General features: G+C 33.2%; 9 protein-coding genes. 8 read left to right on the top strand and 1 reads right to left on the bottom strand.

Annotated features, from left to right (window positions below):
- Positions 1-113: 113 nt before the first annotated feature.
- The 5 genes from HM992_RS02895 (at position 114) to HM992_RS02875 (ending at position 8,510) form a co-directional block, all read left to right on the top strand.
- Positions 114-1,103: an aspartate-semialdehyde dehydrogenase gene (locus tag HM992_RS02895; RefSeq protein WP_178986503.1), complete on the top strand. Its 990-nt coding sequence runs from the start codon at positions 114-116 to the stop codon at positions 1,101-1,103.
- Between the two features lie 194 nt (positions 1,104-1,297).
- The gene (locus tag HM992_RS02890; protein WP_179318650.1) at positions 1,298-3,466 is read left to right on the top strand and encodes a prolyl oligopeptidase family serine peptidase; all 2,169 of its coding nucleotides are present in this window, start codon (positions 1,298-1,300) and stop codon (positions 3,464-3,466) included.
- Between the two features lie 170 nt (positions 3,467-3,636).
- Positions 3,637-4,998, top strand: a complete 1,362-nt coding sequence (locus tag HM992_RS02885) for an Ig-like domain-containing protein (protein WP_229720432.1) — start codon at positions 3,637-3,639, stop codon at positions 4,996-4,998.
- 10 nt (positions 4,999-5,008) lie between these two features.
- Entirely contained in the window at positions 5,009-7,504 is a 2,496-nt protein-coding gene (locus tag HM992_RS02880) for an FG-GAP-like repeat-containing protein (protein WP_179318649.1), read from the top strand.
- 91 nt (positions 7,505-7,595) lie between these two features.
- Complete coding sequence (locus HM992_RS02875; RefSeq protein ID WP_179318648.1) at positions 7,596-8,510, top strand: ABC transporter ATP-binding protein; 915 nt, start codon at positions 7,596-7,598, stop codon at positions 8,508-8,510.
- Here the strand turns inward: HM992_RS02875 and HM992_RS02870 are convergent.
- Positions 8,493-10,226 carry a phytanoyl-CoA dioxygenase family protein gene (locus HM992_RS02870; RefSeq protein ID WP_179318647.1) on the bottom strand — a complete coding sequence of 578 codons (1,734 nt, stop codon included), beginning with the start codon at positions 10,224-10,226 and terminating at the stop codon, positions 8,493-8,495. The two genes, HM992_RS02875 and HM992_RS02870, sit on opposite strands and share 18 nt — an antisense overlap.
- Positions 10,227-11,084: 858 nt before the next feature.
- Between HM992_RS02870 and prfH the strand changes: the two genes are divergently transcribed.
- From prfH to HM992_RS02855, 3 genes are read left to right on the top strand one after another with little or no spacing between them, the layout of a single operon-like run.
- Positions 11,085-11,795, top strand: coding sequence for a peptide chain release factor H (gene prfH, locus HM992_RS02865; RefSeq protein WP_179318646.1), 711 nt, complete (start codon positions 11,085-11,087; stop codon positions 11,793-11,795).
- An 11-nt stretch (positions 11,796-11,806) separates the two neighbouring features.
- Positions 11,807-12,337, top strand: a complete 531-nt coding sequence (locus tag HM992_RS02860; RefSeq protein WP_179318645.1) for a tetratricopeptide repeat protein — start codon at positions 11,807-11,809, stop codon at positions 12,335-12,337.
- Positions 12,338-12,385: 48 nt separating this feature from the next.
- A complete protein-coding gene (locus HM992_RS02855) occupies positions 12,386-12,937 on the top strand; it encodes a 3'-5' exonuclease (RefSeq protein ID WP_179318644.1) in 552 nt (183 codons plus the stop codon).
- The last annotated feature ends 761 nt before the right edge of the window (positions 12,938-13,698 follow it).

Here is a 13,698-nt window from a genome sequence, read left to right as displayed (position 1 = left end):
TTTATTGTAAAATTAATAATTACAACCCATTATTTTTGTCACATTTTTAAGGTGAAAATGAATGCTTTACTTAAAGAAATATCATAATTTTGAAATCTTAAATTAAATATTTTATGAAAGTAGCAATTGTAGGTGCAACAGGCATGGTGGGTAACGTAATGCTTAAAGTATTAGAGGAGCGTAATTTTCCTTTAGACGAATTATTATTAGTAGCTTCAGAACGTTCTGTTGGTAATAAATTAAAATTCAAGGGCAAAGATATTGAGGTAATTAGTATTCCTACTGCTATTGAAAAACGTCCGGATATTGCTTTGTTTTCTGCAGGTGGAAATACCTCATTAGAATGGGCTCCAAAATTTGCGGAAGTTGGTACAACCGTTATTGATAATTCTTCAGCATGGAGAATGGATCTTTCTAAAAAATTAGTAGTTCCAGAAATTAATGCTAGTGAGTTAGAAAAAACAGATAAAATTATTGCTAATCCTAACTGTTCTACGATTCAGATGGTGATGGCATTGGCACCACTTCATAAAAAATATAAAATTAAACGTATTGTTGTTTCAACATATCAATCTGTTTCTGGGACTGGAGTAAAAGCCGTTGAGCAGATGGAAAATGAAATTTCAGGTATAAAAGGAGACATGGCTTATCCTTACCCAATTCATAAAAATGCAATTCCACATTGCGATGTTTTTGAAGATAATGGATATACCAAAGAAGAAATGAAGTTGGTAAACGAAACTCAAAAAATATTAGGAGATCGCACTATTGCCGTTACTGCAACTGCTGTTAGAATTCCAACAGCTGGTGGACATAGTGAAGCAATAAACGTTGAGTTTGAAAATGATTTTGACGTTAATGAAGTAAGACAACTTCTTAATGCTACTGATGGTATTACAATTCAAGATAATTTAGAAACAAATTCATATCCAATGCCAATGTTTGCACATGGTAAAGATGATGTTTTTGTAGGTAGATTAAGACGAGATGGTTCTCAACCAAACACTCTAAATATGTGGGTTGTTAGTGATAACCTTAGAAAAGGAGCAGCTACAAATACGGTTCAAATTGCCGAATATCTTATTGAAAATGGTTTAGTGTAATACCATAAACACGTATTTTAATTTTTTTCATAATAGCAATATTTTCAAGCATTTCAACTAATTAATTATATAATTAGTTGAAATGCTGTCTATATTACGGACCCAGGTTCTGTAAGTTTTTAGCGGTTTGATAATATCAAATAACTAAAACCTTATATTTGAAATAATATTGTTTTATTTCTAAAAGCTTAATTATGAAAAAAATACTTCATCTTGTCTTAGTGCTAACAATTTTTGTGTCCTGTAAAAACGAAACTGAAACTGTGAAAAAGATTATTACCGTAGATTACCCGGAATCTCATAAAATAGATACTATAGACACTTACTTTGGTGAATCAGTAGCCGATCCTTACCGTTGGTTAGAAGACGATAGAAGTAAAGAGACAGAAGCATGGGTTAAGGCTCAAAATATAGCTACTTTCGGGTATTTGGACAATATTCCTTACCGCGAAGAATTAAAAGAGCGCCTTACAAAGCTTTGGAATTATGAAAAAATCAGTGCACCATATGTTGAAGGTGATTATACGTATTTTTCGAAAAATGATGGTTTACAAAATCAATCCGTAATTTACAGATACAAAACAGGTGAAGATCCTAAAACCGCTGAGGTTTTCTTAAATCCGAATACATTTAAAGAAGACGGAACTATTTCATTAGGAGGTATGAGCTTTTCAAAAAACGGAAAAACTTTAGCCTATGCTATTTCTGAAGGAGGAAGCGACTGGAGAAAAATTTTGGTCATGAATGTGGAAACCAATGAAATTGTTGAAGATACATTGGTCGATATCAAATTTAGCGGTATGTCTTGGTATAAAAACGAAGGGTTTTATTACTCAAGTTATGATAAGCCAGAAGGAAGTGAATTATCAGCAAAAACAGATCAACACAAAGTATATTATCACAAATTAGGCACAAAACAAACTGAAGATCAATTAATCTTTGGTGGTACACCAGAAGAAAAACACAGATATATTGGAGCCGGAGTTACTGAAGATGATAATTTCTTAATTATAACAGCAAGTGTATCAACGTCTGGTAATAAGCTTTTTATTAAAGATTTATCAAAACCAAATGGTAAACTTATAACGATTTTAGATCATACCGATAGTGATTCAAACATTATTGAAAACGTTGGGTCTAAGCTTTACATAATGACGAATTTGGGCGCGCCTAATCAAAAAATTGTAACTGTAGATGCTTCAAATCCAACTCCAGAAAATTGGATAGATTTTATTCCTGAAACAGAAAATGTTCTAAGTCCATCAACTGGTGGAGGTTACTTTTTCGCCAATTATATGGTTGATGCCGTTTCAAAAGTATTGCAGTACGATTATAATGGGAAACTAATACGAGAAGTTGAATTACCAGGCATTGGTACGGCTTCTGGTTTTGGTGCAAAGAAAGACGAAAAAGAATTGTATTATTCTTTTACGAACTATGTAACCCCTGGAAGTATTTATAAATACGATATAGAAAACGGGACCTCTGAATTATATAAAAAACCGAGTATTGATTTCAATCCAGAAGATTACGAAAGCAAGCAAGTATTTTATAACTCTAAAGATGGTACTAAGGTACCCATGATTATTACACACAAAAAAGGCATAAAGCTCAACGGTAAAAACCCAACAATTCTTTATGGTTATGGCGGATTTAATATCAGTTTAACACCAAGTTTTAGTATTGCAAATACGGTTTGGTTAGAGCAAGGAGGAATTTATGCTGTACCTAACCTTAGAGGAGGTGGTGAATATGGAAAAGCATGGCACAACGCAGGAACGCAGCTTAAAAAGCAAAACGTATTTGACGATTTTATTGCTGCTGCAGAATATCTTATTTCAGAAAAATATACATCATCAGATTACTTAGCTATTAGCGGCCGGTCTAATGGAGGTTTATTAGTTGGAGCAACAATGACCCAACGCCCAGAGTTAATGAAAGTAGCCTTGCCAGGAGTTGGCGTTCTAGATATGTTACGTTACCATACGTTTACTGCTGGAGCGGGTTGGGCTTACGATTACGGAACTGCAGAAGACAGTAAGGAAATGTTTGATTACCTTAAAGCCTACTCACCTGTGCATAATGTGAAAGCAGGTGTAGAATATCCTGCAACATTAGTTACTACTGGAGATCATGATGATCGCGTAGTACCAGCACACAGTTTTAAGTTTGCTGCCGAATTACAAAGTAAACAAACGGGTAATAACCCTACATTGATTAGAATTGAAACGGATGCTGGTCATGGAGCTGGTACACCTGTTAGTAAAACCATTGAACAATACGCAGACATTTTTGGTTTTACATTATATAATATGGGATTTGAAGTATTACCATCAAAAACTGAAGAAAAAGTAAAAGATTAGTGCTTCCGAAATTGTAGTTAGATTCTTTTACTGTTTACTTGGTCGATGTCAGAAACTGCAGAATTCTTAATATAAAATTCTGTTTCAGGTGACTATTGATTTTTTTTAGCTAACTTTTGTAGGGTTTTTAAACATTTAACTGTTTTATTGATAGTGTATCAGCATTGTGTATGAAAAAAAATTACATTCTATTTTTTCTTTCAGTTTTGTTTCTGTGTTCTTGTGGCAGTGATGATGGCTTATCTCCATTAATCATTGAAACTAACCCGGATAATTTGACTATTGTCCAAAATTCAGAAATTGAAATTTTTATATTTCTTAATGATTTTAATATTCCTGTAACCGGAGAATTGTCACTGAGTCAACCTGTTAAGGGGAGCGTTGTAATAATAGATGTTAATAATACACCCAGCAACCCAAGTGACGACCATATAAAATATACGGCTAATCCGAATGAAGTTGGTGTAGATAATTTTGAATATACTATCTGCAGCACTTCGGGAGATTGTAAAACTGAACAAATTTCTGTGACTATCACATCAAGCTCTAGTGTTCTTTACGACTTAGAGAATATGCCATTTTCATCATTGTCAGACTATCAATTTTTTGAAGGGGAATTACAAAACTTAGAGCCTACTAATGGTGTAATTCCATATAGTTTAAATTCCACTTTATTTAGTGATTATGCGAAGAAAAAGCGTTTCATCTGGATGCCCAACAATAGTAAAGCTTCATTTATAAATGAAAATGAACTTTTAGATTTTCCTGTGGGAACCATTTTAATAAAGAACTTTTACTACGATAATGTCCTTCCGGATAACACAACACAAATTTTAGAAACACGATTAATAATTAGAAAACAAGAAGGTTGGATTTTTGCAAATTATGCTTGGAATAACGAACAATCAGAAGCTTTGTTGGATATGAATGGAAGCTATGTAGATGTGCAATGGCAGCAAGATGGAGAGACTAAATCTGTAGAATATAGAATTCCTTCTGCGGCGGAATGTCACACCTGTCATAAAGTATTCGAAATAGCAAGACCAATTGGTCCTAAACCGAGGAACTTAAATTTAAGCTATGATTATAGTGATGGTACAGCAAATCAATTAGAAAAGTTGGTAAGTCTTGGGTATATAGAAAATACATTACCGGCAACAATTTCAACACTTCCAGATTATAGTGACGAAAGTCATACGTTGGGGCTAAGAGTAAGAGCCTACTTAGATATTAATTGTGCACATTGCCACTCAGAAAATACACATTGTTCATATAGACCCATGCGATTAGACTTTTTGTCTACCGAAGATATTACTAACATGGGTGTTTGTATTGAGGCGGATACTAATCTTGGTTTTGGACTTGACCACATTGTAGTGCCAGGTGACGCAAGAAATTCTGTCATGCATTTTAGAATAAGTGCCACAGAACCCTCAACTCGGATGCCCTTATTAGCACGTACCATTGTGCATACGGAAGGGGTTCAACTTATTGAGGCATGGATAAACTCATTAAATATAAATTGTAATTAAAAAAAAGGATATGAGAAAAACATTACTCTTTACATTATTTTTAACCTTGATTTATGCGTACAGTTATGCGCAACAATTAAATCAAGTAGCGAATTGGCCTAATAGCCAATGGACACTTTCAGGAAGCTACGATTCTGCCTATTTATTTGAAGACCCAACATTGACAAGTTCATCATTTTCATTTGATGATAATCTTGCTGGTGGAGCTTCTAATAACACTATTGCAGTAGAGTCTCCAATTATAGATCTTAGTGCAGCATATAATGTCGGCGAAACGGAATTAGCGGTTGTATTTCCCTATGTTTTTAATATATGGCAAAATGATCAATCTTTACATCTTCAGTATTGGGATGTCAGTATTAGTGAATGGGTAAATTGGGGGAGTGAGCTAGAAGATAATTCTTCAGATTATTCCAATTTTTGCGATGGAACTTCAACAAATTTTACAAGTGAAAGCTTAAATATTGCATCATTTACGGCATTGCAATTAACAGGATTTAAATATCGTATTTATTATGACGATCACAATTCTTATGGTTGGGGTTTTTGTATCGATTCTCCTTTAATTAGTTCTTCTATTCCACCAGAGTGCCCCAATGTGTCATCGGTAACAGTAAGTAGTATCAATGCCTCAGGTGCTATCGTTAATTGGGTAGCAGGTGGGTCAGAAACGTCTTGGGAAGTTGCTATAATGTTAGCTTCTGAAGGTATTCCAACTTCTGGGAATACGATAGGAACAAATAGCTATAGCTTTAATAGTCTTTCTCCATTAACAGATTATATGATGTATATAAGAGCAATTTGTAATACTGGTGGGTATAGCAATTGGATGAGTGAAAGTTTTACAACAGGAATAGATACTTCTAGTTATCCAGCAGCATTTACTTCAAACCCGATAAATACAACAGGTGCTTACGATATTGCTCTTGTAGATTTAAATGGTGATTTTTTAGATGATGTTGTTTCTGTTTCTACTACTGGTAATACTATAAATGTGCATTACCAATTGGCATCAGGTGGTTTTAACATGATTAATATAGCAATGCCAGAAGTAGAGAATACTCCAGATTGGAGTTTGGCTGCAGGAGATTTTGATCGCAATGGCTATAACGACCTTGTCTACGGAGGTTATGGTGGTGTTACATTTATGAAAGCCAACAATACAGGTACGGACTATACAGAAATATCTGGATCAGAATATGTGTTCTCTCAACGGTCTAATTTCGTTGATATAAATAACGATGGTCATTTAGATGCTTTTGTTTGTCATGATGTACAAGCAAATGTGTATTACATTAATGATGGTAGTAATGATTTAACCTTTTACCAAGGTCAAAGTACAGCATTACCAAATGGTCTTGGTTTGGTACCTGGTGGTGGTAATTATGGAACTGTCTGGATAGATTTTGATAATGATAGAGATATGGATTTATTTATAGCGAAATGTAGAGGTGGTTCTTCAATTAGTATTAATGAGTTATGGAGAAACGATGGCAATGGTGTGTTTGTTAATATTGCAGATAGTAATGGTTGGCACAATACCAATTATCCAGGTGTAGGTCATAATAATTCTTCAAATTTGGGTGACTTGGTACAAACCTGGTCTTCTGCTTGGGCAGATTTTGATAACGATGGAGATATGGATGTTTATGTCGGTGCTAGTAGTACTGTTGACGGAGATTCTAAATTGATGCGTAATAATGGGGATGGTACTTTTACTGATGTCACAGCGGGTTCTGGAGTTTTAGACGCGCAATTAGGACGAGAAAATGCTCCAGCAGATTTCGATAATGATGGTTATGTGGATATTTTAAGTAATGGTGATATATTATTTAATAATGGTGATTTCACATTTACTAATTTTTCTGATGATAATCCTGGTGATGATTATATTCCGTCAAGTGGTGCTATTGGGGATACTAATAATGATGGTTTCTTAGATGTTTTCAGTAATGGTAATATTTATCTAAATAATACAAATAGTAATAATTGGATTAAAATTAATACGGTAGGTACAACTAGTAATATAAATGGTATTGGTGCACGAGTAGAAATACAAACAGATAATGGTATCCAAATAAGAGATGTTAGGAGTGGAGAAGGTTTTGAGTTTATGAGTACATTAAATACGCATTTTGGTATTGGTACTTTAACAAGTATAAACAGCATCACTATTTATTGGCCATCTGGTACCGTAGATTTTATTGAGAATCCTGAAATAAATACATCGCATACAATTTTTGAAGGTTCAACATTGAGTATCATAGATGAAACGTTAATAGATGTAACGATTTATCCCAACCCAGTTGAAGCAGAACTTACCATAAAAACGTCTGCAGACATTATTAATAAAATAGCAACGGTTTTTGATGTGAATGGAAAACGTATGCTTAACCAAAAACTTACATCGAGCACTATTGATGTTTCAAGTTTAACAAGTGGAGTTTACTTTTTAAGATTAGAATCCGAAGGAAAAATTATAAAGCGAAAGTTTATAAAGAAATAATTTATAGACTGTAAATAGTTCAAAACCGTCCTGCTATTAATCGGGACGGTTTTTTTATGACAATTCTTTAACGATGTAGTATTTTTGCAACATGCTTCAAGTAAAACATGTCACTTTTGGGTATTCTAAAACTAAGGTTTTAAAAGCGATTGACTTTAAAGTCAAAGCCGGAGAGCATCTTGCTATTATTGGAGAAAGTGGTTCGGGAAAAAGTACACTTCTCAAACTTATTTATGGCGAATACGATTTAAAGGAAGGTCACATTTTTTGGAAGGATGAAGAAATTCTTGGCCCAAAATACAATTTGGTTGTGGGTTATGATTTTATGAAATACGTGACCCAAGAATTTGATTTAATGCCCGTAACTTCAGTGGAAGAAAATATAGGGAAGCACTTATCGCGTTTTTATCCTGAAGAAAAGCAAAGGCGAACAGAGGAACTTATTAAGGTTGTAGAATTGGAAGCCTTTGCGAAAACCAAAGTTAAATTTTTAAGCGGTGGCCAAAAGCAAAGGGTAGCGATCGCAAGAGCATTAGCAAAAGAGCCTGAAATCTTACTGTTGGACGAACCCTTTAGTCATATTGATAATTTCCAAAAACAAGGTTTGCGACGTAATGTTTTTAATTATTTAAAATCAAAAAATATAGCTTGTATCGTTGCTACTCACGACAGAAATGACGTGCTTGGCTTTGCAGACCAAATGATTGTGCTTAATGAAGCAGAAATCATAGCTAAAGACACTCCTCAAAACTTATATAAAAATCCTAGACGCCCATTAATTGCCTCGTTTTTTGGTGAATTTAATGTCATTGAACCTTATGGGATTATGTATGCGCATCAGATTCAAATTGTAGAAAAATCGGATTTAAAAGCGACGGTAATAACGTCTTATTTTAATGCTAGTTTTTGGTTAATTCAAGCGCAGTATAAATCAGAATTTATATTTATTGAGCACTCAGAAAGCCTCAAGGCCGATGACGAAATATGTTTAAGAATTACTAAATAAATCTTCTCTTTCTGCATACTGTAAACCCTGTGGTAATTCTATAGACGAAAACTCTAAATGTAAAACACGTCGTCTTTTTTGAACCGTAGTTTCAGACGAAGCATGCAATACTAATGGCTTCAATAATTGCACACCTCCAGAGGATACTTCGCTCACAAAAGGAATCGAATTCGTACTAATTAGTTTAATTTCTTCAGTACGCAACTGTTTATTATGAGAACCTGGAATCACTTTAAGTGCTCCATTTTTAACAGTGGTATCATCGAGATGAATTCGCATTGAAAATGTATTTTTAGAAATTTCTTCAGGTGGACGTACACTTATAACTCCTTTTTTATTTGTCCAAGCTGAAAAGCCTTTTGTTTCAATTTTCTCTAAAACATTAATCTGTACGTCTTGATGCCATGTCACATACCAATTGTCTTTTGGTGATTTGTCAAAATATATCGCTTTGGTTAAAAAGGTCTTTTTGTCTATGGATTTCACCACTTTTCTAAAATTCTTATTGAATAGAATATCTTTTAATTCGGGCATCTTTTTGAGGACTTCACGCATTCCAAAAGTCTGCTCATTGTGTTCTTTAAAATAAGTATCAAATCGCGATTTTAATTTTCTAATGTCACGTTTGGTGTAGACATGATTGAGCATTCCAAAACCTTTATGTTCTAAGCGTTTTGCAATCGTTCTTAGGCTTTTGTCATTAATCTCAGTTTCGTAGGTATCAACGGCATCATATAAGCGTTCTGTTATATTTCGTTTTAAGCGTTCTGGAGCAATCACTTTTATACCTTCACCCAAACCTAAAATCTCTTTTTCTAATTCAAAATTTAATTGAACATCTAAAGTAATGGTGACTCCATAATGATCTCTATCAATCTCTTTTTGCGAATGATGAAAAGGTTTGGTTAATATGTATGGTGCTTGCTTGTGGGTGATGTAAAGGATTACTTTTTCTGGTTCTAATGTCGGACTTACAGAAACTCCAATAGCGTTTTTATAAAATGTTTCGATATCAAAATTAACATCAAAATTATAAGGCTTCTCACTTTTTTTAATTGAAATTATTCGGTCTAAAGCTAAATTCATGATACCTTCATTTTTTCGTCTTTTTCCAATTAAAAACCATCGGTTTCTGAATTCTTTTAACAAATAACCATGAAATAAAAAGGTGCTTTCTTTGCGGGCTTTAAATGATTGATACGTGATTTCAATCGCTTCCTTTTTTAATATAAATTGATACAACTGATCTAAAAATTCTAAGCCTTTTAAATTATCATTCTTTTCAAAATCTATTAAAGATCTCTCATGTGTTTTTTGAGTATAAACATGATCTTCTAATTTCTGAACCATACTGCCTAATTCATTAAAATGAGAAAAGCCTTGAAACTGTTTTAAAAAAGAAACCGCTTCAGATAATTTATTCAAATCTTGATTGGAAATTGGGCTGTTGGTAATACTATAATCCGCATCCTCATACTTATAAAACTTACGATCGTAAACTACAATTGGTGCATTATATCCCAACTTATCGCTACGCATCATTTGCAAATCTAATTGCACAGTACGTTTGCTAACATCTACATCTTTACCTTCATAATCATAAAGTGCGTCAGAAACAGCTTCAATTAAATCGTTGAGTGTCCATTGTCTAAAATGATTTTGAAGACATTTATCAATGGTTTTATATCGTATTAATGCATTTTTATTTACGGCCATAAGACTTCCTTTGTCGGAATAAGACCTTGTAGGTTTTAAAAACCTAGCAGGTCTAAAACATTAAATTTAAACGAAAAAAATTAATACGCAAAAGGCTTACGTAGTAGCTAAAACTTTCAGATTTAAAAAAAATCACCATATTTGCACCAATAAACAAAGAAAAAAGGAACCTATGACAATACATTTTTTACAAAATCGGATGCTGAAAAGCTATTTCTGTAGTGTAGAGAAATAGGTAAAACTAGAAATATTCAAGTTAAAAAAGCATCCTCATAAAAAAGGGTGCTTTTTTTATTAATTTTTTTAAAGTTGATACTAATGTATGCCTAAAGCGCAAATAACTGCACTTCAATTTTTTAGATAATCTGCCATTTGCGGACAGGCATTCTATATTCTAAAATTCAACATAAATAACTGATTATCAATAAATTGATTTAAAGTTTAATTTGGAAATTTAAAATATTACCCTTTATATTTGCATCGCATTTCAACCAAAACAGATGTTGAATTAAAAATTAGAAACTATGAGTTTATGTATAACATATCAAAACGATCCAAAAGGAATTCTGCCTTTTGTGATGCTTCGTGATTATCGTTAGATAAACTTTTTAAAATTATAAATGAGAAATCCGAAGCCAGTTAAACACTGTTTCGGATTTTTTGTTTCCCATTCTTAGCAAGTCTGCTAAACACATTATTCAAAACAATTATTAGAAAATCAAGACACGTGTAGTATTGATATTTTCTTCGCTTAGTGCGCTCGAAATATGACATCAATATCTCATATCGTCACAAATTAAATTATCTAAAAGCGCCATTAAAATAGGAGCTCAAGGATTTTATTAGAAAACATATATCATGGGAAAACCATTAATAAATACTAAAATAATACAAATAACCTCAGGTCGAGGACCAGCAGAATGCAGTTGGGTTGTGGCTCAAATTCTAAAACATTTCTTAGAATCTGTAAACGACAAGGATATTCAATATAAAATCCTACATAGAGAAAAAGGCATTGAGAATATGACGTTGCAATCTGTAACAGTTCAGCTCAAAGGAAACAACCTAAGTCGGTTTTTGAGTCAATGGTCAGGCACAATTCAGTGGATTGGCACTTCAACATTTAGACCACAACATAAGCGTAAAAACTGGTTTGTTGGTTTATATGAAATTAGAAAAAGTGAACAATTTCAAATTCTTGAAAAAGATATAACGTATCAAGCCACACGTAGTTCTGGACCAGGAGGACAACATGTAAACAAAGTGAGCTCAGCTATTAGAGCGACGCATCTACCTACAAAAACGCAAGTGTTGGTTATGGATAGTCGCTCGCAACATCAAAACAGAAAAATAGCAAAAGCACGCTTACAAGAAAAAGTTGCAGAAGTACAATTAGAAGCTTTGCGATCTGGAATTAAAAGCCAATGGAAAAACCATCTATCGATAGAAAGAGGTAATCCTATAAAAGTTTTTAAAGGCTCAGATTTTAAGAGAAATACAATTGTAAAAAAATTTAAAAAACAACGTTGCGCATTAAAAAATGAATTGCGTAAACAATTAAACAATTAAACAATTAAAAAATGGACACGAATTTGTTAAACAATTACGTGCTTAAAGCCATAGATGCTTATCCATACGAACTAGAAGAAACAGTAGAAAATCTAAACTACGCCTTATCCTACGAAGCAGACAACGCTTATGCTTTGTATTTAATGGGACGCTTACAAGCTGAGCAGTTTGGCGATTATGAAAAAGCCAAACACTATTACGCAGAGGCTTTGGCTAACAAACTAGATTTTCACAAAGTGTATTCAAAATACATTCTAGTTTTAATGTGGAATGAAGACTACGAAGAAGCTCAAAAACTTATTGACTTTTCTCTAACCGTTAAAGGGTTAAACAAAGGGGAAGTTTACTTGTTTCAAGGGCAACTTTTTGAAATTCTTCAAAAATACAAGAAGGCATTAAAGACTTTAAAGCTCGCAAAAAAGCACGTTTACAATAACAGTTTTATCAGTTTCATCGATTCTGAAATTAAAAGGATCAAAAACAAAATGAAACCAGAAAAGACTAAAAAAACCAAGAACACAAAGAAAAAAAAGAAGAAATAAGAATTTATCATTCCTAATTAAACAGGAATAAAAAAACATATAGAAAACATGAATAAATATATAATAATTATAGATCTCGAAGCCACATGTTGGAATGGAAAAATTCCGGCAGGTCAAGTCAATGAAATCATAGAAATTGGTATCTGTGTTTTAGATACATCTACAGGATTAATTTCTAAAAATGAGGGTATGTTAATTAAACCAACACGCTCAGAAATCAGTCCTTTTTGTACAGAACTAACAACAATTACACAAGAATTGTTGGACTCAGAAGGCATCACTTTTAAAGACGCTTGTGAAAAATTAAGAGATGATTATGATGCACATCAATACACATGGGCAAGTTATGGTGCTTACGATTTAAATATGATGAAAAAACAGTGTAAGATTAGAGGAGTAGAATACCCTTTGTCGCAAAACCATATAAATGTAAAAACACTGTTTTCTGAAGTTAAAGGTTTAAACCGAAAAGTTGGTATGAATGGTGCGCTAGACATCTTAGAAATTCCATTAGAAGGCACACATCATAGAGGAATTGACGATGCTAAGAACATTGCAAAAATTCTGAATTGGTGCTTAAATCAAAATATACAATTCTAAAAAAATTGAATTAAAAACAAAATATAATTTAACTACGCAAAAAGACTGCGCAATAGCTCAGAATATTTGCAGTGTAATTAATTAGAAGTCTTTTTGGAATCAGACTTTAAAAGTAGCGCTCTGCTAGAAAAAGGAGTCTAGCAGAGCTTAATATAAGTTCTTTGAAAGAAATTGAAGTTGAATTTTAGCTTCAATATTAATAAAATCATCATTAATTATTAATGATGTGAGGTGGCTTATCGTCTTTAGATAAACTTGGTAACAAGGATAAATCTATTTGTAGACAGTACAAGTGGAGACTGTATTCATTTTGAATATAGTACAAGTAAGCAAGCAGTTAACATAAATCATTATTTGCAAGGGACAACCGTTGACGCAGATAAGGATTTATAGCCAACACACAAGTTAGGCTTGAGGTGGAGACATCAATAGGAAAAGTTGTAGTAATGGGTTACATTTTTGGTTATCCAACCTAATGGAGCGCATTGCAGTATTAAAGTTACCCGACAGAAAACTGTTCGGCAACTTAAAGTACCGTGTGTTGGGAGACACACAAGGAAAAGGTTGGTATTTTGTAGGCCAAAATCTACGAAGCCATTTTCGAAGCCCTTTTCCTAGGTCAATATGTTTGGGTTCGATTCCCAATCCTACACCAATGAAGGATTGCTCAGGTAGAGCATTGTATTTTTATACAGAAAACGCAAAAGACTTCGAACATTATAGCAGTTAGTAGTTGCCTAAATCCATTGAAATATATGGAA

The sequence above is a fragment of the Winogradskyella helgolandensis genome, from assembly GCF_013404085.1.
In the GTDB taxonomy this organism is placed as follows: domain Bacteria; phylum Bacteroidota; class Bacteroidia; order Flavobacteriales; family Flavobacteriaceae; genus Winogradskyella; species Winogradskyella helgolandensis.
This window is presented reverse-complemented; position numbering and strand designations above follow the sequence as displayed.

Bases quoted from the DNA above. Each gene is read 5' to 3' on its own strand.
- HM992_RS02855 (WP_179318644.1), top strand. From the start codon at position 12,386: ATGAATAAATATATAATAATTATAGATCTCGAAGCCACATGTTGGAAT.
- HM992_RS02895 (WP_178986503.1), top strand. From the start codon at position 114: ATGAAAGTAGCAATTGTAGGTGCAACAGGCATGGTGGGTAACGTAATG.
- HM992_RS02880 (WP_179318649.1), top strand. From the start codon at position 5,009: ATGAGAAAAACATTACTCTTTACATTATTTTTAACCTTGATTTATGCG.
- prfH (WP_179318646.1), top strand. From the start codon at position 11,085: ATGGGAAAACCATTAATAAATACTAAAATAATACAAATAACCTCAGGT.
- HM992_RS02870 (WP_179318647.1), bottom strand. From the start codon at position 10,226: ATGGCCGTAAATAAAAATGCATTAATACGATATAAAACCATTGATAAA.
- HM992_RS02875 (WP_179318648.1), top strand. From the start codon at position 7,596: ATGCTTCAAGTAAAACATGTCACTTTTGGGTATTCTAAAACTAAGGTT.
- HM992_RS02860 (WP_179318645.1), top strand. From the start codon at position 11,807: ATGGACACGAATTTGTTAAACAATTACGTGCTTAAAGCCATAGATGCT.
- HM992_RS02890 (WP_179318650.1), top strand. From the start codon at position 1,298: ATGAAAAAAATACTTCATCTTGTCTTAGTGCTAACAATTTTTGTGTCC.
- HM992_RS02885 (WP_229720432.1), top strand. From the start codon at position 3,637: ATGAAAAAAAATTACATTCTATTTTTTCTTTCAGTTTTGTTTCTGTGT.